We start from the raw sequence: 22,689 nt of genomic DNA, 5'->3' as shown, positions 1-22,689 counted from the left end.
TCTGCCTGGGCGGGTGCTTTTTTACTCTTTCGTCTTTTGTCGCTCTCAGCTATGTGTTATTTTGGATATTGGTGATCATATCCAGAAAGTGATGGTGTCCATGAAAAAAGAATCTCTAAAATACATACTTATTATTTTTTCAATATGTGCAGCCCTCCAGGAAACAGATGATATGAGTATTGCCCATAGCTGGATTTTGATGGAAATCATACGATTTTTGATTTGCACGGCTGTGTTTCTTATCATGACATTTCTATTAGAGACTATTTTTCCAAACAAAAAAGAGTCACATTAATGTGTGGCTCTTTTTGCATAAAATCATCTGATTAAAAACATTACAAATGAATCAACCATCATGACAAAAAACAGCAAGCAAAAATAAATGAGCGAGTAGACAAACATATCCTTTGCCCACTTTACGTCATCGTCTGTTTTGAATCCATGGACGCCTTTTTTAATCCATATACCTCCGAGAATCAAGGCAGTTAAAAAATAAAATGGGCTGATATGGCCGGTGCCGAGAGAAAAAGGAAATAATAGCGTAACCGGCACCAGGACTGCAATATATTGAATCATTTTTACTTTCGTTACATGATTTCCTTTTACAACAGGCAAGAGCGGGACACCAGCCGCTCGATATTCCTCTTTGCGTCTTATCCCAATGGCCCAAAAATGCGGGGGCTGCCACAGAAACATAATGGCATATAACATGACGGCGGTTACACTGATTTCTCCTGTGATGGCACAATAACCCATTAGCGGCGGAGCAGCTCCCGGAAAGCTTCCGACAAATGTGCTCCATACCGAGGCCCGTTTCACCCATACTGTATAGATGATGGCATAAAAAATAAAGGCGGCCAGTCCGAGAATTGCAGGTAAAGGATTGAGGGAATACAGCATGGCAAGACCTGCTATTCCTAAAACAGAGCCATACGTTAAGATTAAAGCCGGCGGCATTTTTCCTGTGACAGAGGCCCTGCTGCGGGTGCGCTCCATTTTTGCGTCCATATGCCGATCAAAATAGTTGTTGTAGACAGTGCCGGAAGCCATGACAAACGCGGTCCCAAGCATTGCCGTCACCATTGTCATGAAAAAAGCGAGTCCCGTTAATGGTTTTTCTGAGCTCACAAATGCGATCCAAAATCCGCCGAAGGCTGCTATTGAGTTTGATATGATAATGCCGGGTTTTGCAAGCTTTATAAAATCGTAAACGGATACCCGGTTCGAGGCTTTTATGTATTTTGTTTCAGAAATCGGAGCAGAAACTCTTGAATTCTCCAAAAATAGACGCCTCCCCCAAAACTGCATGCTTTTGTTATCGTACCAAGAGGCCAGCCAGATCACAATTATTTCCTGTATTTGTCATGATATTGTCAATATTTATACAAAAAAAGGGGAGCTGGACTGCCCCCATTTTCGGTACATAAACCTGCTATCTGTTGTATCCTCCATATCCGCCGCCGTATCCGCCGCCGTATCCGTACCAAGGGTAGTAAGGAGGGCGCGGGTAGTAGTAAGGCGGACGTGGATAAAACGGATAAAACGGTCTTGGGTAATAATAAGGCGGATAAAAGGGCGGTCTAGGGCGCGGACGCGGGTAGTAATATGGCTGTCTTTCATCAAAAGGGGAAACTTGCTCATACTGGTCGTAATTCACAGGAAATTCCAAGAGGGTTACCTCCCTAGCATTTTTTATTCTGTTTACCTTATTCCTGATATGAGAAATAGGTGTATGTCCATTGACCAGATTGTTTTTTTAATGAGTAAATCCTTAGAAAGGGATTGACAAGAACTTCTAAATCTCCTAATATTACAAATGTGAAATAAATGTTACTTTAATGTTACAAAAACATTTCTCATTGGGAAGAAAAAGCATAAAGAACATTATCTGAATCTATTGATGGAATATAAATCGAAGTGATTACGAAAGAAGGAATTTGTTTTGTTGGGGAAAAGAATCAAATGGTTTCAATTATTGCTAGCAGTAGTTTGTGTGGCAGGGGTCATAGGCTTTTGCCATAATACATCAAAAAAAGAAACGGTCATGAATCAAGTGAAAACCGATTCTCAGTATGGAGATGTAGAGATCGCAACGCTTGTGAATGACGGGAAAACATTTAATTACGCGGTCAACTATCCTGTTTTTAAAAATAAAAAAATGGATGCGGCATTAAAGCGTTTCGCAGAGAAAGAGGTTCGGCAATTTCAAAAGGAAACGAAAGATGCTGACCAGGAGCATACAAAAAAGCGCAATGAACTCAACATCGATTACGAAATCGTTCATTACGCCAAGCAGACAGCGGCAGTGGTCTTTACTGAATATAAATACATAGGCGGCGCTCATGGACAAACCGTGAAAAGAACGTTTAACTTTGATTTTAGTAAGGAAGCCTTTCTTTCTATTGATGATATTTTTAAAAAGGAATCGGATTATTTACAAAAGCTTTCTCTGATCGCTTATCATGAGCTTAAAAAGAATAAGGACATTGCAGCGGACGACGAACTGTTAAAAGAGGGAACTGCACCGGCAAAAGACAATTTCAGCCGTTTTGCCGTCAAGGAAGATTATATCGAGTTTTATTTTGATACATATCAAGTCGCTGCGGGCTATCTGGGAGAGCAGTCGATTGCGATTAAGAAACATCTTTTAAAAGATATATTGAAAGAACAATATATTGATAAAGCGAAAAACAAAAATAAAATCAAAGAACAAAAACCGAAGCACGAAGTCATTTCATTACCCAAAGAAGAAACAATTGATCCGAATAAAAAAGTCATTGCGCTTACTTTCGACGACGGCCCGAATCCTGCGACAACAAATCAGATTCTGGACTCCTTGAAGAAATATGAGGGGCATGCAACGTTTTTTGTGCTGGGCAGCAGGGTTCAATATTATCCGGAAACGTTAAAAAGAATGCTGAAAGAAGGGAATGAAGTGGGGAACCACTCATGGAGCCATCCGCTTCTCACAAGGCTTTCAGTGAAAGAGGCATTAAAGCAGATCAATGACACGCAGGACATAATTGAAAAAATAAGCGGGTATCGTCCGGCGCTTGTGCGGCCTCCATATGGGGGCATTAATGATGAACTGCGAAGCAAACTGAAAATGGATGTCGCGTTATGGGACATTGATCCGGAAGATTGGAAAGACCGAAATAAAAACACAATTGTCAACCGAGTCATGAGCCACGCGGCTGACGGTAAGACGATTTTAGTACACGATATTTACGGCACCTCTGCTGATGCGGCCGATGAGATTATTAAAAGACTGACCGATCAAGGCTACCAATTGGTGACGGTCACTCAGCTTGAAGAGGTAAAAAAACAAAGGGAAGCGAAATAAATGTGGAAAGGCTGTCGCGGGAAATGCCCGTTGGACAGCCTTTTTTCTTTTTAATAAGAGCCTGTGGTTGCCCATACATTCAGGTTGGGGCCTGAATATTTACCGAAAGCGTAGGAGGTTCTCGGGTCTAAGTCATAGACCATAGGCGTATAACAAGATTTTTGGCCTGCCACTGCTTTGCCATTGCCGCCTGCAGAGTCACAGTTATATCTCTTTTTGTCTGTGTTCCGGGTAATTTCCGCATTTGCTTCATAGCCTGTTGTCAAGGTGTTGTTCATCGTGATTTTTGCCCATGCCGTTTTGCACGTACTGCTGAACTTGAGCTCGACGACTCCGATGACTTGATTGTTTGCGTTCACTAGGTTAGAAGATTTTTTTGTGGTGGCACTGGACGCACAATCATTGTAATAAGGGCTTTTTCCATCGTAGGCATGCGTTTCCGCATGAGCGGGTGCTCCCTTGACGGCAAAAATAAATACGAATGCGAACAACGCCAAAGACACCTTTTTAATCATTCTTTTCATTTCTTCCTGACCTCCTTAAAATGACAAACAATAAATCATACGGAGGAAAGAGCAAAACATGCATGCTTTTTTGTGAAAAACAAAGGCGGCCGGGAGATGGTGTTCTTGGCCGCCTTTAGCGTGAAGCTAAGCTTTTAGGTCAATTTTTTGTCCAAGCGTCGGATGCTGAATCAGCTTAAGGGTTTGATCCGCATTTTGCTGGGCAGTGTCCAGCATCTTTTTCGTTAAAGCGATATCAACATTTTGGGCCAGATTTGCTTGATGCATGGCAACTGATAATGCAGGAATATCCATTGCTACACCTCCTATGCCTATCCTATCGGCGGCCCGCTTTGATTTTATAGGGCAGAAAGGCTTAATTTTTCTGTTGACCCTTACGCTGCGGCATACCGTATATTTTTCGTAAGGAGGGATTAGGATGAATATCGTAATAGAACAGACCTTTCAGCAATATGAAAAGCTGTTTTCCATGGAAGAACACGAAAGAGAGGACGAGTTTCGGTATACGATGATGGGACCGTTTGAAAGAATGTGGCGCGCCATACAGGTTCCGCTAAAAGCGAAGACACCGCATGGATATGATGTGATGATGGCGGTAAAGATGCTTGGTTATTTGGATGTGTGTGATGCTGAAACCGGACAGAAAGCATTGAGAAAACTGCAGCAATTGCATATTGCCGAGACTGCTGCATCTGCGCTGCAGCAGTGCATACATTTTGCCGAGCGTGAAAAGCTGCGCGTAAATGCGGAAGAAATGAGGTTCGGGCTTTACATTGCTGATCCAAACAAGCTGAAGCTGCAAAAAGGGTATTGCGGGTTTGGGGGAATTCCAGGCTTTATTCACGTTTGGATGTATCCGAACAGCTATAACCTTCTGAGGATTTCATCGATTATTGCCCATGAATTTCACCATAATCTGCGGTTTTCGTATTTTGATTTTCATCGAGGTTCTGTGTCAGTCGGGGATTATCTTGTCATTGAAGGGCTGGCTGAGTCATTTGCGCGGGAGCTCTTTGGCGAAGAACAATTAGGCCCTTGGGTTACTCGCTTTGATCGGGACGATTTGCAATATTCCATTGAAGTTATAAAAGAGGTGCTTGATGTAAAAGGCTTTTCAGAGGTGAGCCGTTACATGTTTGGAGATCAAATAGCGAAAGCGCAAGGCTTTGAGCCGGCGGGATTATCTGCTTTTGCCGGATATGCGGTTGGATATCACGCTGTTCAGTCTTTTATGCATAAACACCGGGTCGATATAAAGGAGGCCACGCTCTTGGATACAGAAACGATTCTGTCTCAGTGCGGACTGTTCTCGACATAAGAAAAAGCGTCACGTCAGCGGCGCTTTTTGATGTTTTGATGGATCAGCTCTATGAGTGTGCAGGTGACAATTCCCATCGTATAAGCTATGATATCGCTCCATAAAAATCCGTACCCCAGCACGAGGCCGCCGAGCGAAGTGTCCCTGATCCGGTCGATCCACTCAGCATGGTACAGCTGGCTGCATTCGATAATAACGCAAAATGAAAGGCTGATAATGCCTGTCGTGATGGTTTTCGTCGTCTGAAACAGAAAGCCGCAGCCCGTAAAAATCATTGCGGCCCACAGCGCATCTCCGAGATAGGCATTGACGCTAGCCGGAAGAAAACTGGAGAACGCTCTTGACCCCAGTCCCAACCCAATGATGAGGATTGTAAAGGCCGCATATATGAACCGGTTCCTTCTCATTAATGATTGATACCTCTTCTCGTATTTATCCTCCCATGTATTGTAAGGAATCCATCCTCACCTTGTCCATAAAAAAAGCGGCTGAACAGCCGCAGGTACTTTATCTTGCTCTTAGATTGACATGGTTGGCTGTCTGGTCTTCTCCAATGACGAAATGAAGCTCATAGCGGCCTGTATCATAGATATAGTCGATTTCATCCGTGAATGGGACAGTTAAAATTCGATCGGCGGGGCCAATTTGATCGCTCAGTACATCCGGTGTAACCCCTCCAAGATTCAGATGGCGTTCTACTCCGGTTCCAAAGTAACGGATTTCTGAAATGGTCATGTCTTTGTTATAGGAAAAGCCGTAACCGGGATTTCCCATATTCCAGCTGTATAAATCAAACATATTGTTTCCTCCAGCCGGTCTTTCCGGTTCTCCCATCTTGGCATGGACATCCCCTTTTGTGCTTTTGTTCATCGTAAGGCCTTGTACCTGCTGCGGCATTTCACCTGTAAAAGCGGTGTTATAAAGACTTTTTACAAGCTCAGCGGATGAGGAGGTTGTTTCTTTAGCAGGCGGATTTGCCTGAGCGGCAGCTTTAGCCGGCAGTGCCGTTCCAAAGCCAAAAACAGTACATGACAGTGCTGCCGCCGCTGTTAATGCGGAAATGGTTTTCTTCTTCATGGTTATCCCTCCCTTTTTGTCTAACATGTCGTTTCCCGGTGTTCGTGCATTAAAACATTCCTATGCGCTCTGTATGTTTTAATCAGCACATGTAAGGGAACTGAAATGGGTAATTCGGTATATAAACGCAAGAAAGGGGAATGGAGATGGCGGACACAAAAAAAGTAACAATTAACGGCGTTGAGCTAGAGACAGCCGGAGACCAGACGGTGCTGCAGCTTTTGAATAACAGTTCAATCGAAGTGCCGCAAGTATGCTATCATCCGAGCCTTGGGCCGATTGAAACATGTGATACGTGTATCGTCAGCATCAATGGTGAGCTGAAGAGATCGTGCTCTGCTGAAATAAAGGATGGCGATGTCATTGATACGGTTTCGTCTGATGTGAAAAAAGCACAGGTCATCGGGATGGATAAAATCTTATATAATCATGAGCTTTACTGTACAGTTTGCGATTACAACAATGGAGGATGCGAAATACATAATACGGTGAAGGAAATGAAAATCAATCACCAAAGCATCCCGTTTGATCATAAGCCTTATCATAAGGATGAATCCCATCCGTTTTACCGGTATGATCCTGATCAATGTATTTTGTGCGGCCGCTGTGTCGAAGCATGCCAAGACGTACAGGTGACAGAAACACTGACGATTGACTGGAAGCGGGAACGCCCGCGCGTCATTTGGGATCATGACGTGCCGATTAACGAGTCGTCATGTGTGTCGTGCGGCCATTGCTCAACCGTATGTCCGTGCAACGCGATGATGGAAAAAGGAATGGAAGGGGAAGCAGGATATTTAACAGGCATCAATAACAAGTCACTGCGCCCGATGATTGAGATCACGAAAGGCGTAGAGACAGGTTACGGCTCGATTCTCGCCATTTCTGACATGGAATCTTCCATGCGTGATGAACGAATCAAAAAAACCAAAACCGTCTGCACCTATTGCGGTGTCGGCTGCAGTTTTGATGTTTGGACAAAGGGCAGAGATATTCTGAAAGTGGAGCCGCAGGAGGAGGCGCCCGCCAATGGCATTTCCACTTGTGTAAAAGGCAAGTTCGGCTGGGATTTTGTAAACAGCGAGGAGCGTCTGACAAAACCGCTCATCCGCGAAGGCGACCATTTCCGGGAAGCAGAGTGGGAGGAAGCTTTAACACTGATCGCCGGCAAGTTCACTGAATTGAAAGAAGAATGTGGCCCTGACTCACTTGCTTTTATCACGTCGTCTAAATGTACGAATGAAGAATCCTACCTGATGCAAAAGCTGGCCAGAGGGGTTATCGGCACAAATAATGTGGATAACTGCTCGCGCTATTGCCAGTCTCCGGCTACAGCCGGCCTGTTCCGGACAGTTGGATATGGCGGTGACTCAGGATCGATTACAGATATCGCCCAGGCAGATCTAGTTTTGATTATCGGTTCGAACACGTCAGAGTCGCACCCGGTATTATCTACCCGCATTAAACGGGCTCACAAGCTGAGAGGGCAGAAGGTCATCGTGGCCGATATCAGAAAACACGAAATGGCTGAGCGTTCTGATCTATTTGTCCAGCCGCGTGCCGGATCAGATATCGTCTGGCTGAATGCCATCGCCAAATATCTGATTGAAAGCGGCAAGGCTGATGAACGCTTTTTGCAGGAAAGGGTCAACGGCCGGGATGAATACGTGAAAAGCCTTGCGCCGTACACACTTGAATATGCAGAGGAGAAAACCGGAATTGATAAACAAACCCTGATTCAAATGGCTGAAATGATTCATGAGGCTGACAGTGTGTGCGCGTTGTGGGCCATGGGTGTGACCCAGCACATTGGAGGCAGCGATACAAGCACTGCGATTTCAAATTTGCTGCTTGTCACAGGTAACTACGGAAAACCGGGTGCGGGTTCTTATCCATTACGCGGCCATAACAACGTCCAGGGAGCAAGTGACTTCGGAAGCATGCCTGACAGCCTGCCGGGCTATGAAAAAGTGAAGGATGAACAAGTCCGCAAGAAATACGAACAAGCCTGGGGTGTGCAGCTGCCGAAGGAGCCGGGCATGACCAACCATGAAATGATTGAAAAAATCCATTCCGGACAGCTGAAAGCGATGTATGTAAAAGGGGAGGAAATGGGTCTTGTCGACTCAAATATCAATCATGTGCACGCCGCATATGAAAAGCTTGATTTCTTTGTTGTGCAGGACATTTTCCTATCTCGGACGGCAGAATTTGCAGATGTTGTTCTTCCTGCGAGCCCGAGCCTTGAAAAAGAAGGCACCTTTACAAATACTGAACGCCGTATTCAGCGTTTATACCAGGTGTTTGAACCTCTGGGTGAATCAAAGCCGGACTGGCAGATTATTATGGAGATAGCGAATAAGCTTGGGGCCAATTGGAATTATGAGCATCCTTCCGACATAATGGAAGAAGCTGCAATGCTGTCACCAATTTATGCAGGAGTAACCTATGAACGTCTTGAGGGCTACAATTCCCTGCAATGGCCTGTTCGTGCTGATGGGAAGGATTCGCCTTTACTCTTTACAGAGCGTTTTCCTTTCCCGGACGGCAAAGCGATTCTTTATCCGGTTCAATGGACTGAGCCCGAGGAGTTCGGTGAAGAATATGATATCCATGTAAATAACGGCAGGCTCTTGGAGCATTTCCACGAAGGAAACCTGACGTATAAATCAAAAGGCATTTCTGAAAAAACGCCGCATGTATTCTTAGAAATTTCTCCAGAGCTTGCGGCAGAACGGGGGATTCAGGACGGGACCCTTGTCAGACTCACATCGCCTTTTGGAAATGTGAAGGTGAAATGCCTGATCACCGATCGGGTCAAAGGGAAGGAAGTGTATCTGCCAATGAACGATTCTGGGGAAGCGGCGATTAACCTGTTAACAGGCAGCCACGCGGACAAGGATACCGACACGCCTGCTTACAAGGAAACATCAGCGAAGATGGAAATCTTGAAGCAGGATGGAATCAATCCGCTGCCTAAAATCAATCACCGCAACGGAAACCCGCAGCCGCAAATTGGTGTGCAGGTTCATAAGAAATGGGCGCGGAAGGATTACATTTTCCCTGGCGACGCAGTGAAAAGGGGGCTTGGGCACAATGGCTAAAGCGATTAAACGCATTCAGAAAGTACAGGTGACCGAAGAAGATCAGCGCAAACGTGATTTAGAAGAAATCGAAGATGCCTTAGTCGACAACAAAGAAGCCATTCTGGAGACGCTGCAAATGCTTGGGCACATGAACGATCGGGGCGTACTGCCCTTGCTCCGCGGTCTTTTTGGCCAAGGTGATAAAGTCCTTGACATCCTAGTGAAAAAGGCAGATACAGAGGAAACGGCCAATATGCTTAAAAACCTGCTTCTCCTGTTTGGAACGCTTGGCATGCTGGATGTCAAACAGCTGGAGCCGCTCATTTTGAAAGTGAATGCCGGTGTGGCGAACGCGGTAGAACAGAAGAACAGTGAAGAGAAAACAGGTTATTTTGATATCATCCGGTCGCTTAAAGACCCGGAAATCAACAAAGCGGTAACGCTGCTGTTCTCCTTTTTAAAAGGAATGGGACAAGATACAAAGGAGCTGGAACGCACAACTCAGCCTCCGGAGCATCAAAAACATCATCAGGAACCCCGAGAGAAAAGGGGAATGGATAAGCGAGATTGACCACCCACCCGAGCCGGCTGCTGCCAGCTCGGGTTTTTTGATGAAAAGGTCTAATGGACTAGTGAAAAATGTTCAAATACTAGAAAGAAGTGACTTTGTAATGAATGATGTAGATAAATTTGCTACTTTCTTACCTGTTAAGAAAAGGAAAAATATGATTATAATAGAAAACGATTACTTTAGATGGGGGAACAGTCATGAGAAAAGTCTTATTACTATTATTTGTACTGACGATCGGGTTTGCGCTTTCAGCGTGCAGCCAATCAAGCGATGCGTCTGAAAAGGAAAAGCCGAAAGAAAAAAAATCGCAAGAAGAGCTTGAAAAGGAACTTGATAAGGAACTGAAAAAAGGCGGTGAGCCGAAGATTAAAAAAGATGATCAAATACATAAAATAGGAGAAACGTTTAAAGCGGGACATACGAATTTTACAGTGAATAAAGTTGATAGAGTGCAAAAAGGTGAATATTCGAAATTTGGAGGAGCTGTAGGCTCGAAGCCAAAAACAATAAAAGATGATGAGGAACGGCTCATTATAGAAGTTACGATAGAAAACACAGGGAAAGATTCAGTGCAATACAATTTTCTCGGGTTAGACTTAAAAGACAAGAAAAATCAATCAGTCCAGCCGGTTTTTTCAATAGAAGAGAAGGGCAGGATCCTGATGACAGGAACACTGACACCAGGGAAAAAGGTTACAGGTGTACTCAGTTATGTCATCCCTAAAGGAGAACAGAAACATTACACACTGGTATATAATCCGTTTTTAGCTGATACAAATAGCAGTAATACTGAAGAGAGAGTAAAGGACGATATTGATTATTTGGTGAAATTAGATTAGAACTTGATTTAAAGCTGCACGTTTTTCATTAGTGAAACGTGCATTTTTTATAGAGAAAAATAACTTGAAAGGACGAGTGATAAACGTGCAAACCAAGTGGCTTGAACGGGCCCAGCGGATTCAGGCGATCGCACAGTCGGGGCTTGCTTTTTCCAAGGATGTGTATGACAGGGAAAGGTACGAAGAGCTGATGAAGCTCAGCTCAGAGATGATGGCGGATTACTCGAAGAAGGACATTGAAGTCATCACTGATTTATGGAAAGGCGAGAAAGGCTACCCGACACCGAAGGCGGATGTTCGCGGCGCGGTATTTCGAGAGAATCGCATATTGCTTGTTCGGGAGAAGCATGATGATTTGTGGTCACTCCCGGGCGGGTTTTGTGAGATTGGATTATCGCCCGCTGAAAATGTGATCAAGGAAATCAAAGAAGAGTCGGGGTACGATACAGTGCCTTCTCGATTACTGGCCGTGCTGGACAGTCATAAGCATCCACACCCCCCTCAGCCTTATCATTACTATAAGATCTTCATTGAATGCAGCATAACGGGCGGGCAGCAGAAAACCGGGATTGAGACGAACCATGCCGCTTTTTTTCCGGAAGACAGGCTCCCGCCGCTTTCTCCGAAACGAAACACTCAGTCACAGCTCAGCATGCTTTTTGACTTTCAGGGTCATCCGGATAAGAAAATCGTATTTGATTAAACAAAAAAGAGCCGGAGGCTCTTTTTTGTTTTACAAGACAATATGTTTTTGGCTGGCAAGCTTCAGAAGGGTTAGTACCGAATCAGCTTGTTTATGGCCGAGCCTTTGTTTTAGTTTGCTTTCTTCAACTAAACGGCTTCCATATATGTCGACAGAGGCTTTGTCAACGACAGTATGCCAGTTTTCCTGTTTTGATCCCTCAACGAGCGGCTTTGAATGTCTCTCAGAAAAAGAGAACACAAACAATACAAATGCAAGTGAAAGTACGATGCCGACAACGAGTTTCTTGCGGTTGATCTGTGCTGTCATTTGTTCTCTCCTTCACCATTTTACTTTCTATTTAATCATATCTTTCGCTTGGATTACATAATGGAAAAGTCATCTTTTAAAGTAGTGCTTATGTTGCGAATGAGGATGGCGTGTGAGATTTTCATAAGCTATTGATTGCGGTTCTTATATGGATGGGCATGCCTAAGGTCACGTTGTGAATCAAATCGGGTGTGCGTAATAGAAAAAAATTGAAAGATTATGGTAAGATGAACAACATTCGAGGGGGATTATATGATGCCTGCACCGGCATCTTGAAAACCTGCCTGCTGTTTCAGACGACAAAATGGATATCCCTCTTTTTTTCGATAGCAGGAGGTGGTGAAGTTCGTCAATTGCTGAATCTTTTCTTTCATGGGGAGGGGAAACGCATGAATGTGGTAAATCGGCGACAAGCTTTGCAGCGTGCATTGATGAACGGAAAAAATAACCAGGATGCTTATCATCCGTTTCCGTGGTACGAATCGATGAGAAAGGAAGCGCCTGTTTCCTTTGATGAAGAAAATGAAGTGTGGAGCGTTTTTCTTTATGATGATGTCAAAAAAGTCATTGGGGATAAAGAGCTTTTCTCCAGTTATATGCCGGAGCAGACAAGTTCTATCGGGAATTCGATCATTAATATGGACCCGCCAAGGCATACGCAAATCCGTTCTGTTGTGAATAAAGCGTTCACACCGCGCGTGATGAAGCAATGGGAACCGAGAATTCAGGAAATCACAGATGAACTGATCCAAAAATTTCAGGGACGAAGCGAGTTTGATTTGGTTCAAGATTTCTCATATCCGCTTCCTGTCATTGTGATATCCGAGCTTTTAGGCGTGCCTTCAGAGCATATGGATGCGTTTAAGACATGGTCTGATATATTGGTGAGCACACCAAGGGATGGAAGTGAGGAGGCGGAGAAAGTCTTTCTGGAAGAGCGAAACAAGTGCGAGGAAGAACTGGCCGCGTTTTTTGCCGGCATCATAGAAGAAAAACGGAAGAAACCGGAACAAGACATCATCTCCATTTTAATTAAAGCGGAAGAAACCGGCGAAAAGCTTTCTGGAGAAGATCTGATTCCGTTTTGTACATTGCTGCTGGTGGCGGGAAACGAAACGACAACGAACTTGATTTCAAACGCGATGTACAGCATTTTAGACACGCCGGGCGTTTATGACGAATTGCGGCGGCATCCAGAGCTGGTGCCTCAGGCGGTGGAGGAAGCTCTGCGTTTCAGAGCGCCCGCACCTGTTTTGAGGCGCATTGCCAAGCGGGATACGGAGATCGGGGGCCATCTGATGAAAAAAGGTGATATGGTTCTGGCTTTTGTGGCATCAGCAAATCGTGATGAAGCGAAGTTTGACAGGGCGCACATGTTTGATATTCACCGCCATCCCAATCCGCATATTGCGTTTGGCCACGGCATTCATTTTTGTCTCGGGGCTCCGCTTGCCCGTCTTGAAGCAAAGATCGCGTTAACATCCTTGATTTCTGCTTTTCCTCATATGGAATGCGTCAGTATCACTCCGATTAAAAACAGTGTGATATACGGATTAAAAAGCTTCCGTGTGAAAATTTAATAGATAAGGAGACTGGAGATTCATGAAAAAGCACCATATCTCGATTATCAACATCCCGGCGTACGGGCATGTCAATCCTACGCTTGCATTAGTGGAGAAGCTTTGTGAGAAAGGGCATCGTGTCACATATGCGACGACTGAGGAGTTCGCCGCTAGTGTTCAGCAAGCCGGTGCAGAAGCATTGATCTATCATACATCCTTGAATATTGATCCTAAGCAAATCAGGGAGATGATAGAAAAAAATGAGACGCCGATCAGTCTCTTAAAAGAATCACTTAGCATTCTTCCGCAGCTTGAGGATTTATATCAGAATGATCATCCTGATCTGATTATCTATGATTTTATTGCGCTAGCGGGAAAATTGTTTGCTGACAAGCTTCATATACCGGTCATCAAGCTTTGTTCCTCATATGCCCAAAATGAATCCTTTCAGCTCGGAAGTGAAGACATGCTGTTAAAAATGAAAGAAGCAGAGGCTGAATTTAAAGCCTATTTGGAGCAAGAGCAATTGCCGGCTGTTTCATTTGAACAGTTAGCTGTGCCGGAAGCATTAAATATTGTCTTTATGCCGAAGTCTTTTCAGATTCAGCATGAGACGTTCGATGACCGTTTCTGTTTTGTCGGCCCATCCCTTGGGAAACGGCCGGAACAAGAAAGTTTGGAAATTGAAAAGGGTGATGGCCCGCTTATGCTGATTTCATTGGGAACGGCGTTTAACGCATGGCCGCAATTTTATAAGATGTGCATCGAGGCATTTCGGAATTCTTCATGGCAAGCGATTATGTCTGTCGGGAAAACGATTGATCCTGAAAGCCTGAATGAGATCCCTGCTAACTTTACCATTCGCCAAAGCGTGCCGCAGCTTGAGGTATTGGCGAAGGCCGATTTGTTTATTTCTCATGGCGGGATGAACAGTACGATGGAGGCGATGAATGCCGGTGTGCCGCTCGTCGTCATTCCGCAAATGTATGAGCAGGAGCTCACTGCAAAGCGTGTCGATGAACTAGGCCTTGGCGTTTATTTGCCGAAAGAGGAAGTGACTGTTTCCAGGCTGCAGGAAGCGGTTCAGGCGGTATCCGGTGATCAAGAGGTGCTCAGCCGCGTCAAGAATATGCAAAAGGATGTAAAAGAAGCAGGCGGAGCGGAGCGTGCGGCAGCTGAGATTGAAGCGTTTATAAAAAAATCCGCTGTACCGCAGTAACATAAAAACCGAAATCAATTTGATTTCGGTTTTCTGTTTAAATGTTTTTTTTCATCCCGCATCTCCGGCATTCTCTCAAAAACTTTCCGCCTTTTACGGAGCTTTTGAACAGTGTGTAGTCACAATTGTCGCAGCGCCCGCTGTGGACGTCCGGATATTCGTTGAATTCGTAAATAACCGATGTGTCGTAGCCTTTTGTTTCGTATTCTTCTTTTGTTTCCATAATCGATCCTCCGTTAAAAAAACGCGTCTATTGTTTATATTATAGCATGCACCCGGTGTATTCAACGGGTAATGAGAGGCATTTGGTTCATCTTGATTTCTCCTTTGATTTACGACACAATAGCTTTATTAAAGGTTATATACATATAAAGCCTAAGCTGGCAAAGAGGAGAGGAACGGATATGGGGAAAGGTTTACATGGAAAACGCGTTGCGATCGGCGGTTCTCGGAAAACGGAAGAAATCAGCACAATCATTGAAAAACAGGGCGGAATTCCTGTCGTCCGTTCTCTCCAAGGAACGGTATATTTGGCAGAGGAACAGGTGGAGCCGGAGCTGCGCAAATTTGCGGAAGAAAAAGCCGACTGGGTGATCTTTACGACAGGCATCGGTACGGAGACGCTTGTGAAGATGGCAGAGAAAATCGGCGTAAAGGACGAGTTCCTGCTGGCGATTCGCCAGGCTAAAGCGGCATGCCGAGGGTACAAAACATTGTCTGCGTTAAAAAAGCTCGGAATCACAGCAGAGGCTTCTGATGAAGATGGGACAACCAGCGGATTGATCCGGTCCTTGGAGCCTTACGACTTTTCAGGAAAAAAAGTAATGGTGCAGCTTCACGGAGAAAATGCACCCGCCCTTATAGCATTTTTGAAAGAAAAAGGAGCTTCAGTTTTGCCGATCCTTCCATATCAGCATATCCCGCCAGAGAAGGAAACGGTGGAACAGTTATGCCGAGAACTGCTGAATGGTGAATTGGATGCTGTTTGTTTTACCACGGCGATTCAGGTTCGTTCTCTGTTTGATTTTGCCAAGGAGCGCGGCTTTATCAATGAAGTGAAGGCTGTATTCGAAGAGCGTGTCATCGCAGCGGCGGTCGGAAAAGTGACTGCTGAAGCGCTGCGGGAAGAAGGCATCACAAGGCTGCTTGCACCGGAGATTGAGCGGATGGGCGCGATGATTATTGAGCTGTCCAAGTATTATGAAGAAAAGGAATAACCAGTACAAAAGCCGCTTTCCAAATGGGAAGCGGCTTTGTCGTTATCCATTTTCCTTTAATTGCTGATGCGCGGTGAATAATGACGGGTATGTCAGCACGCTTAAGATCACACATGTCAGCGCGGCGGACGCCATTGTTGTAAAAACAATCAAAAGCTGAAAGCGAACCGCCTGAATCGGATCGGCGCCCGCTAAGATTTGGCCGGTCATCATGCCGGGAAGCTGGACAAGCCCAAGTGTTTTCTGGCTTTCTAGCGTTGGGATCATACTCATTTTCATAGCGGAAGTCAGGATGTGCTGTATGGATTGTTTTGGTGTGCCCCCAAGCGACAAAATCAATTGAATTTCTTCTTTACGCACCCCGACCTCGGAGTTGAGCCGGTTTAAAAAAAGGCTCGCGAGCACCATTGAATTTCCGATGACCATTCCGCTGATCGGGATGACATACCGTGCCGTAAGCGGGATGATGTGAAGCGCCAGAAGAATGCCTTGGGTGACGATTTCTACAATCGCTAAGGCCAGAAACACCTTCCAAAAAGAACCGATTTTCATTTTCTTTCGTTTGACGACGTTTTGAGCCGCCACACCCAGCATTAACAGCACCATCAGCAGGATAAACACAGGGTGGTCTTCATGAAATATCAGCGACAGCACATAACCGATCACAAGCAGCTGTACCGCCGCCCGGATCGTTGCGATTATCATATCTTTTTCAACGCCGGCTTTAAAGGATTTTGATAAAAACAAGGCAATCAGCACAAAGATCATGGTTAATGAGAGAGAAAGGTAATCCATTACCGTGTGCCTCCCTTCAAAAATTCACGGGCTGCTTCATGCTGAGGACGCGAGAAAAATGTGTCTGTCTCCGCGATTTCCAACAGCCGGCCATCAGCCATAAACCAAATGGTATCGGCTACTCGTTTCGCCTGCTCCATGTTATGGGTCACCCACATCACCGTCAGTTTTTTCTCTTGATGCTGCTTTTTGATTAGCTCTTCAATCTCCAGAGCAGAAACAGGGTCCAGGGCAGATGTAATTTCGTCCAATAATAGGATGGAGGAAGGGTTTGCGAGTGTTCTGGCAAGTGAGAGCCTTTGCCGCTGTCCGCCGGATAAATCCTTGGCGCTCCTGTCTAACAGCTCTGGAGACAGGCCTGTCAGTGAAGCGAGCTCTTCAGGAGAGTAAAGCTGGGTTTGATGCAGCTTCTGTACCAGACTCAAATTGTCACGCACCGTTCCGTCAAGGACGGGAGCGGATTGAAAGGCGAGTGCGGCAGTCCGCCTTAGTTTATTCACATTCCAGTCTCTGACTTCCTTTCCGTAAATCTTCACTTCACCGTGATCCGGTGTTTTCATCAAATTACACATGGACAGCAGTGTGCTTTTACCTGAACCGGAAGGACCCAAAACGGCCACGATTGCTCCCTGTTGAATGTCTCCGGTGACAGCCTTCAATACGTCATAGGTTTGTCCCTCTTGTTCATAGCTTTTTCGCACAGATGTGAATGAGATCGCTGGTATATCGTCTTTTTGATTGTTTGCTTCCATTAAAATATCACCTTTCAGTTAAGTGGGCTTAGACTCTACATAAATATAACGTGAAACAGGTCTCTTTTGGAAGGAGTTAAAAAAGAAAGGAGAACGGGTTTTCGCCCATTCTCCAGCCGCTGCTAAGCAGTCAGATTTGACTGCGTTTTCTTTTTGGGTTTTTGTTGGGAAGCGAAGGTATGTAGCACCATTCCGGCAATAATGATCATTAAGCCGGCAAACGATAAAATGGAAGGGAAAACTCCTGACAGCAGGATTATTTCACCAAGCAAAGCGAATATCACTTCCCCGGATTGTGTTGCTTCAACAGCAGCGAGCTTTTGCGGGTTATCCCTTACCATATCTGTTGCCCAGAAAAATAAAACGGTCGCAATGATGCCTGAGCTGACGGCAACGATAAAGGATTGAACGGTTTGCCCCGCTGTCGGAAGGCCATCTGACCACCAGCCGTAAGCTGCCAATACAAGCCAGAATGGAAGGCTTGCAAGGGTCATTCCCAGCACGCGCTGAAATGTATCAAGCCTGCCTCCGTATTGCTCAAGCATTCTCCGGTTTCCCAGCGGGTAGGCGAAAGCCGCGATGACAACCGGCAGCACGCTGAAGAGCAGCATTTTTCCGGAAAGCGATTCTGCATGCTGGAGCTGAATCAGCGCTGCCCCAATCAGAATGACGACGGAAGTGCCCAGTGAAACAAGGGGAATCTTTTGCCGAACGAGCATAGTGCCTCCAGGCGTGTCTTTTTTCTCATAGAAAAATGGAGACAGCAGTACACCGGCTACAATGGTAATTTGCCATGTTCCGGCTACGAGCCAGCCCGGCCCGAATGCGGCGGCAAACGTGATTGGCGCATAAAAAAGCACAAAGCCGACAAAGCTCCACTTTATCCAAAATAACGGCTTTTTCCGCATTTCTTGTAAAAGAGGAACGAACTTCCCTTTCATTATGACAATCAGACATAAAAACGGAACCATAAATATAAAGCGTAACGAGGCGCTCCAAAGCCAGCTGCCTCCGGATAATTCCATCGCCCTGTTTAAAATAAAGGTAACGGCGAAAAAGAGAGAAGCCAATATTCCGATTACAATTGCTTTCATCAAATCCCTCATTCTGGCATTATTTTTTTATACTATACTACCCGGGATGATACAGATCAACGGAATTGTGAGAAAATAATGATGTTTTACAGATCAATAGATGTGGAAGACAGAAATAGGGAGGCGAAATGATGGAAACAGAAACGTACTTTTTTCAGGATGACGGAAGGATTCCAAATCACCCTAATTTTCCGCTCGTTATCTATAAAAATGTTTTTATGGGACGTGCTGAACTGGCAGAGCGGATCGTCAACCGGCATGGCTGGCTAAACAGCTGGTCGGGCAGTGTTTTTCCGTACCATCATTATCATAGCAACACGCATGAAGTCCTAATCGCAGTCCGAGGGGAGGCTGTTATTCAATTTGGGGGAGAAAAAGGAGCTGCTATTCCTATCAAAACGGGCGACGCAGCGGTCATTCCAGCCGGTGTCGGGCATAAAAAGCTAAGCGCGAGCCCGGATTTTACCGTGATCGGCGCTTATCCAGAAGGTTCTCGGTATGATATAAAGACGGGAAAGCCGGATGAAAGAGCGGCTGCAATAGAGAATATAGAGCAAGCAGTACTTCCGGCATTGGATCCAGTTACAGGAAAAAGAGAACCTCTATTGGACATATGGGTAAGTCGCAGGGGAGAAAATTGTTGGATTGTCAATAACTAGTGCTGAAGAAATGTTATGACACGGGCACCATATAAATTAATTTCATAATCGAAGCAATTCACGTTCAAATTTTGTTCAAAAAGTGTTATCATATAGAAGGTAATCAAATTGGAGTTTTTTATGTTTGCTATTTTCAGAGAGAGTAAAGGATTTTGACTTATTCAATGGTTTATTTTTGAGATAAAAATAATACTGAATATGGCAAGATGAAAAACTGGGTAGTAAACATTTATTTTTGCGAATGATTGTGCATGAATTCACAATCCTTCTTCTCATGCTTTCAAACATGAGATCAGGGAGAGGCACTACCCTTTCCAAAAAATCAGCATACTGCTTATAGTAAAGGAGAATTGGATATGCCAGAAACAATCGATCAAACAAATGCGTCTGTCAGCCAAAGCCAGCAAGATCTTATTGATCAGCTGTTAAAGCCAGAAGTTCAAGAATCACTGACTGTTTTAGTTGACCAGCTTCCAAAGCTGACTGAGTTAGTGAATATTTTAACGAAGTCTTACGATTTCGCTCAGTCTGTTGCGACTGACGAAGTATTGAAAAGCGATACAGTCGGTGCGATCACTGAAATTCTTGAGCCTGTAAAAGAAACAGCAAAAGAAGTGGCTGCGACTGCAATCGAAGCGAAAGACCGCGCGGATGCTAGCAACGAAACGATTGGACTTTTCGGCCTGTTGCGCATGCTGAAAGATCCTCAAGCTCAAAAGCTGTTCCGTTTTGCTAACAGCTACCTTGAAATCATGAACGAAAAACAAAAATAATCTCAGATTCAAATTGATATAAAGGACGGAGGATATACGATGTCAAAACATATTGTCATTTTAGGCGCTGGTTATGGCGGTGTTCTTTCTGCTTTAACAGTTCGCAAACACTACACAAAAGAACAAGCACGCGTGACAGTGGTAAACAAATACCCAACTCACCAAATCATTACGGAATTACACCGTCTTGCAGCAGGCAACGTGTCTGAAAAAGCGGTTGCAATGCCGTTAGAAAAACTTTTCAAAGGCAAAGACATTGATCTTAAAATCGCCGAAGTCAGCTCTTTCTCTGTTGATAAAAAAGAGGTTGCGCTTGCTGACGGTTCTACATTAACTTACGATGCGCTAGTAGTAGGCCTTGGTTCTGTCACTGCTTACTTCGGCATCCCAGGACTTGAAGAAAACAGCATGGTTCTTAAATCTGCTGCTGATGCGAACAAAGTCTTCAAACATGTTGAAGACCGTGTGCGTGAGTACTCTAAAACGAAAAACGAAGCAGATGCAACAATCCTTATCGGCGGAGGCGGCTTAACAGGCGTTGAGCTTGTCGGTGAGCTTGCTGACATCATGCCGAACCTTGCGAAAAAATACGGCGTAGATCATAAAGAAATCAAATTGAAACTGGTTGAAGCAGGTCCGAAAATCCTTCCTGTTCTTCCGGATGATCTTATCGAACGTGCTACTGCAAGTCTTGAAAAACGCGGCGTTGAGTTCTTAACAGGCCTTCCTGTTACAAATGTAGAAGGAAACGTAATTGATCTGAAAGACGGATCAAAAGTGGTTGCCAACACATTTGTTTGGACTGGCGGCGTACAAGGTAACCCATTAGTAGGTGAATCAGGCCTTGAAGTGAACCGCGGACGTGCGACAGTAAATGACTTCCTGCAATCTACATCACATGAGGATGTATTCGTTGCTGGAGACAGCGCAGTTTACTTTGGTCCAGACGGCCGTCCATATCCGCCAACTGCACAAATCGCATGGCAAATGGGTGAGCTGATCGGTTACAACCTATTCGCTTACTTAGAAGGAAAAACACTTGAAACATTCCAGCCAGTAAACTCTGGTACACTTGCAAGTCTTGGACGCAAAGATGCGGTTGCCATCATTGGTGCTAATTCTACACCGCTTAAAGGTCTTCCTGCTTCCTTGATGAAAGAAGCAAGTAACGTACGCTACTTGACACACATTAAAGGACTATTCAGCCTGGCTTACTAATCCTTTGTTGTGGTTCAGACATTGCCAAAGCGTTCCTTTCGGGATGCTTTCTGGCAATGTCTTTTTTATTTAGTTTGCTAACGTTAACATTTCATTTTCAAAAAAGAGATTGATCCCAGAGGAATATAAAGGTAAAATAAAACCATAATCAAAATGTTAACGTTAACATTTTGAAATAGAATGAAAGACGGTGAGGACATGGAACCCTTTATGGGCGAAAATTTTTTGCTGAAAAATGAAACCGCTGTCAAACTTTATCATCATTATGCGAAAGACATGCCGATTATTGATTACCACTGCCACTTAAGCCCGAAAGAAATCTATGAAAATAAGAGATTTCAAAACATCACAGAAGCCTGGCTGTATGGAGACCATTACAAATGGCGCATCATGAGAGCCAATGGGATTGATGAGACATACATTACAGGCGATGCGACTGATGAGGAGAAATTTATGGCTTGGGCGAAAACCGTGCCGATGGCGATCGGCAATCCGCTCTACAATTGGACTCATTTAGAGCTGCAGCGTTTTTTTGGAATTTATGAGATTTTAAATGAGAAATCCGCGCAGGCTATATGGAAACGGACGAATGAACTGCTCCAAGGAGAAGGCTTCGGGGCAAGGGATTTCATTGTGAAATCCAATGTGAAAGTAGTATGCACAACCGATGACCCTGTCGATTCTCTCAAATACCACCTCTTATTAAAAGAGGAAAAAGATTTTCCTGTCAGTGTGCTGCCGGGATTTCGGCCGGATAAAGGGCTGGAAATCAATCGCGAAGGCTTCCCGGATTGGGTGCAGGCGCTTGAAAGGGCTGCGTCACTGTCGATTACAACCTATGATGAGTTTTTGAAGGCTCTTGAAGAACGAGTGCGTTTCTTCCATTCAGTCGGCGGCAGAGTATCTGATCATGCGATTGATTCAATGGTGTATGCCGAAACGGACAAAGAGGAAGCGGGCCTCATTTTTACCGCAAGATTAAACGGGGAACAGGTTTCTTGCGAAGATGAGAAGAAATTCAAGACATATACGCTTCAATTTCTTTGCGGATTGTATGCTGAGCTTGACTGGGCGATGCAGTTTCATATCAATGCACTCAGAAATACGAATACGAAAATGATGAAGAAATTGGGACCGGATACAGGCTATGATTCTATGAATGACGAAGAAATTGCGAAGCCTTTGTACAGGCTGCTGAACTCCGTTGAAATGAAAAACCAGCTGCCGAAAACGATTTTATATTCGCTCAATCCAAATGATAACTATGTCATTGCCAGCATGATCAATAGCTTTCAAGACGGCATCACGCCTGGGAAAATACAATTCGGCACAGCATGGTGGTTTAACGATTCCAAGGATGGGATGCTCGACCAAATGAAAGCGTTGTCAAACGTCGGGCTTTTCAGCCGTTTTATCGGCATGCTGACTGATTCCAGAAGCTTTTTGTCGTATACACGCCATGAATACTTCAGACGGATTGTCTGCAATCTGATCGGCGAATGGGCTGAAAACGGTGAAGTGCCGAAAGATATGGAGCTTCTTGGCGGTATCGTTCAAGGCATTTGCTATCACAATGCGAAACAATATTTTCAATTTCAAGAAGAAAAGGCAAACGTATAAAAGAGGTTCC

The 22,689-nt window shown here is 44.7% G+C and carries 24 protein-coding genes; 13 read left to right on the top strand and 11 right to left on the bottom strand.

The window, feature by feature from the left end:
- Nucleotides 1–318: 318 nt before the first annotated feature.
- Both cyoE and NST16_RS11440 read right to left on the bottom strand, forming a co-directional pair.
- On the bottom strand, nt 319–1,308 hold the full coding sequence (cyoE, locus tag NST16_RS11445; RefSeq protein ID WP_340888348.1) for a heme o synthase: 990 nt from the start codon (nt 1,306–1,308) through the stop codon (nt 319–321).
- Between the two features lie 124 nt (nt 1,309–1,432).
- On the bottom strand, nt 1,433–1,669 hold the full coding sequence (locus tag NST16_RS11440) for a hypothetical protein (RefSeq protein WP_010333846.1): 237 nt from the start codon (nt 1,667–1,669) through the stop codon (nt 1,433–1,435).
- Between the two features lie 273 nt (nt 1,670–1,942).
- Here NST16_RS11440 and NST16_RS11435 point away from each other — a divergent pair, with 273 nt between their 5' ends.
- Nucleotides 1,943–3,343, top strand: coding sequence for a polysaccharide deacetylase family protein (locus NST16_RS11435; protein ID WP_168747467.1), 1,401 nt, complete (start codon nt 1,943–1,945; stop codon nt 3,341–3,343).
- Between the two features lie 50 nt (nt 3,344–3,393).
- On the opposite strand, the gene NST16_RS11430 is transcribed toward NST16_RS11435, so the two are convergent.
- Nucleotides 3,394–3,867, bottom strand: coding sequence for a YjfA family protein (locus tag NST16_RS11430; RefSeq protein ID WP_340886672.1), 474 nt, complete (start codon nt 3,865–3,867; stop codon nt 3,394–3,396).
- 126 nt (nt 3,868–3,993) lie between these two features.
- Nucleotides 3,994–4,161 carry a YjfB family protein gene (locus tag NST16_RS11425; RefSeq protein ID WP_010333849.1) on the bottom strand — a complete coding sequence of 56 codons (168 nt, stop codon included), beginning with the start codon at nt 4,159–4,161 and terminating at the stop codon, nt 3,994–3,996.
- Between the two features lie 124 nt (nt 4,162–4,285).
- On the opposite strand from NST16_RS11425, the gene NST16_RS11420 reads away from it, so the two are divergent.
- Nucleotides 4,286–5,185 (top strand): DUF2268 domain-containing protein, encoded by a 900-nt coding sequence (locus NST16_RS11420; RefSeq protein ID WP_340886669.1) that lies wholly within the window; start codon nt 4,286–4,288, stop codon nt 5,183–5,185.
- Between the two features lie 14 nt (nt 5,186–5,199).
- On the opposite strand, the gene NST16_RS11415 is transcribed toward NST16_RS11420, so the two are convergent.
- Both NST16_RS11415 and NST16_RS11410 read right to left on the bottom strand, forming a co-directional pair.
- Complete coding sequence (locus NST16_RS11415; RefSeq protein WP_340886667.1) at nt 5,200–5,592, bottom strand: ribosomal maturation YjgA family protein; 393 nt, start codon at nt 5,590–5,592, stop codon at nt 5,200–5,202.
- A gap of 100 nt (nt 5,593–5,692) precedes the next feature.
- Nucleotides 5,693–6,262 carry a YjgB family protein gene (locus tag NST16_RS11410; RefSeq protein WP_340886664.1) on the bottom strand — a complete coding sequence of 190 codons (570 nt, stop codon included), beginning with the start codon at nt 6,260–6,262 and terminating at the stop codon, nt 5,693–5,695.
- Nucleotides 6,263–6,408: 146 nt separating this feature from the next.
- Between NST16_RS11410 and fdhF the strand changes: the two genes are divergently transcribed.
- From fdhF to NST16_RS11390, 4 genes are all read left to right on the top strand, one after another.
- Nucleotides 6,409–9,366: a formate dehydrogenase subunit alpha gene (gene fdhF / locus NST16_RS11405; protein ID WP_340886661.1), complete on the top strand. Its 2,958-nt coding sequence runs from the start codon at nt 6,409–6,411 to the stop codon at nt 9,364–9,366.
- Complete coding sequence (locus NST16_RS11400) at nt 9,359–9,919, top strand: DUF1641 domain-containing protein (protein WP_059292983.1); 561 nt, start codon at nt 9,359–9,361, stop codon at nt 9,917–9,919. The genes fdhF and NST16_RS11400 overlap by 8 nt, the downstream gene beginning before the upstream one ends.
- A 197-nt stretch (nt 9,920–10,116) precedes the next feature.
- Nucleotides 10,117–10,758 (top strand): DUF4352 domain-containing protein, encoded by a 642-nt coding sequence (locus NST16_RS11395; protein WP_340886652.1) that lies wholly within the window; start codon nt 10,117–10,119, stop codon nt 10,756–10,758.
- A gap of 76 nt (nt 10,759–10,834) precedes the next feature.
- Nucleotides 10,835–11,461 (top strand): NUDIX hydrolase, encoded by a 627-nt coding sequence (locus NST16_RS11390; protein ID WP_340888346.1) that lies wholly within the window; start codon nt 10,835–10,837, stop codon nt 11,459–11,461.
- 30 nt (nt 11,462–11,491) lie between these two features.
- On the opposite strand, the gene NST16_RS11385 is transcribed toward NST16_RS11390, so the two are convergent.
- The gene (locus NST16_RS11385; protein WP_010333857.1) at nt 11,492–11,770 is read right to left on the bottom strand and encodes a hypothetical protein; all 279 of its coding nucleotides are present in this window, start codon (nt 11,768–11,770) and stop codon (nt 11,492–11,494) included.
- 389 nt (nt 11,771–12,159) lie between these two features.
- On the opposite strand from NST16_RS11385, the gene NST16_RS11380 reads away from it, so the two are divergent.
- Entirely contained in the window at nt 12,160–13,350 is a 1,191-nt protein-coding gene (locus NST16_RS11380) for a cytochrome P450 (protein WP_168747474.1), read from the top strand.
- Nucleotides 13,351–13,372: 22 nt separating this feature from the next.
- A complete protein-coding gene (locus NST16_RS11375; protein ID WP_340886648.1) occupies nt 13,373–14,551 on the top strand; it encodes a macrolide family glycosyltransferase in 1,179 nt (392 codons plus the stop codon).
- Nucleotides 14,552–14,588: 37 nt separating this feature from the next.
- Here NST16_RS11375 and NST16_RS11370 read toward each other — a convergent pair whose 3' ends face one another.
- Nucleotides 14,589–14,774, bottom strand: coding sequence for a hypothetical protein (locus NST16_RS11370; RefSeq protein ID WP_010333860.1), 186 nt, complete (start codon nt 14,772–14,774; stop codon nt 14,589–14,591).
- A 181-nt stretch (nt 14,775–14,955) separates the two neighbouring features.
- On the opposite strand from NST16_RS11370, the gene NST16_RS11365 reads away from it, so the two are divergent.
- Entirely contained in the window at nt 14,956–15,768 is an 813-nt protein-coding gene (locus NST16_RS11365) for a uroporphyrinogen-III synthase (protein WP_268448546.1), read from the top strand.
- 42 nt (nt 15,769–15,810) lie between these two features.
- Here the strand turns inward: NST16_RS11365 and NST16_RS11360 are convergent, their stop codons facing one another.
- From NST16_RS11360 to NST16_RS11350, 3 genes are all read right to left on the bottom strand, one after another.
- Complete coding sequence (locus NST16_RS11360; protein ID WP_340886644.1) at nt 15,811–16,563, bottom strand: ABC transporter permease; 753 nt, start codon at nt 16,561–16,563, stop codon at nt 15,811–15,813.
- The gene (locus NST16_RS11355) at nt 16,563–17,315 is read right to left on the bottom strand and encodes an ABC transporter ATP-binding protein (protein ID WP_229147903.1); all 753 of its coding nucleotides are present in this window, start codon (nt 17,313–17,315) and stop codon (nt 16,563–16,565) included. The genes NST16_RS11360 and NST16_RS11355 overlap by 1 nt, the downstream gene beginning before the upstream one ends.
- Before the next feature lie 122 nt (nt 17,316–17,437).
- Entirely contained in the window at nt 17,438–18,409 is a 972-nt protein-coding gene (locus NST16_RS11350; protein WP_340886638.1) for a DMT family transporter, read from the bottom strand.
- 128 nt (nt 18,410–18,537) lie between these two features.
- On the opposite strand from NST16_RS11350, the gene NST16_RS11345 reads away from it, so the two are divergent.
- The 4 genes from NST16_RS11345 (at nt 18,538) to uxaC (ending at nt 22,679) form a co-directional block, all read left to right on the top strand.
- Entirely contained in the window at nt 18,538–19,068 is a 531-nt protein-coding gene (locus tag NST16_RS11345) for a cupin domain-containing protein (RefSeq protein ID WP_445684584.1), read from the top strand.
- A gap of 356 nt (nt 19,069–19,424) precedes the next feature.
- Complete coding sequence (locus NST16_RS11340; protein ID WP_010333866.1) at nt 19,425–19,841, top strand: DUF1641 domain-containing protein; 417 nt, start codon at nt 19,425–19,427, stop codon at nt 19,839–19,841.
- 39 nt (nt 19,842–19,880) lie between these two features.
- The gene (locus NST16_RS11335) at nt 19,881–21,059 is read left to right on the top strand and encodes an NAD(P)/FAD-dependent oxidoreductase (protein ID WP_010333868.1); all 1,179 of its coding nucleotides are present in this window, start codon (nt 19,881–19,883) and stop codon (nt 21,057–21,059) included.
- 198 nt (nt 21,060–21,257) lie between these two features.
- Nucleotides 21,258–22,679 carry a glucuronate isomerase gene (gene uxaC, locus NST16_RS11330; protein ID WP_340886631.1) on the top strand — a complete coding sequence of 474 codons (1,422 nt, stop codon included), beginning with the start codon at nt 21,258–21,260 and terminating at the stop codon, nt 22,677–22,679.
- Nucleotides 22,680–22,689: the final 10 nt, after the last annotated feature.

This window comes from Bacillus sp. FSL K6-1005 (assembly GCF_038000225.1).
GTDB lineage: Bacteria > Bacillota > Bacilli > Bacillales > Bacillaceae > Bacillus > Bacillus mojavensis.
Note: the sequence above shows the minus strand (reverse complement) of the source record. Positions and strands in the feature narration are given on the sequence as shown.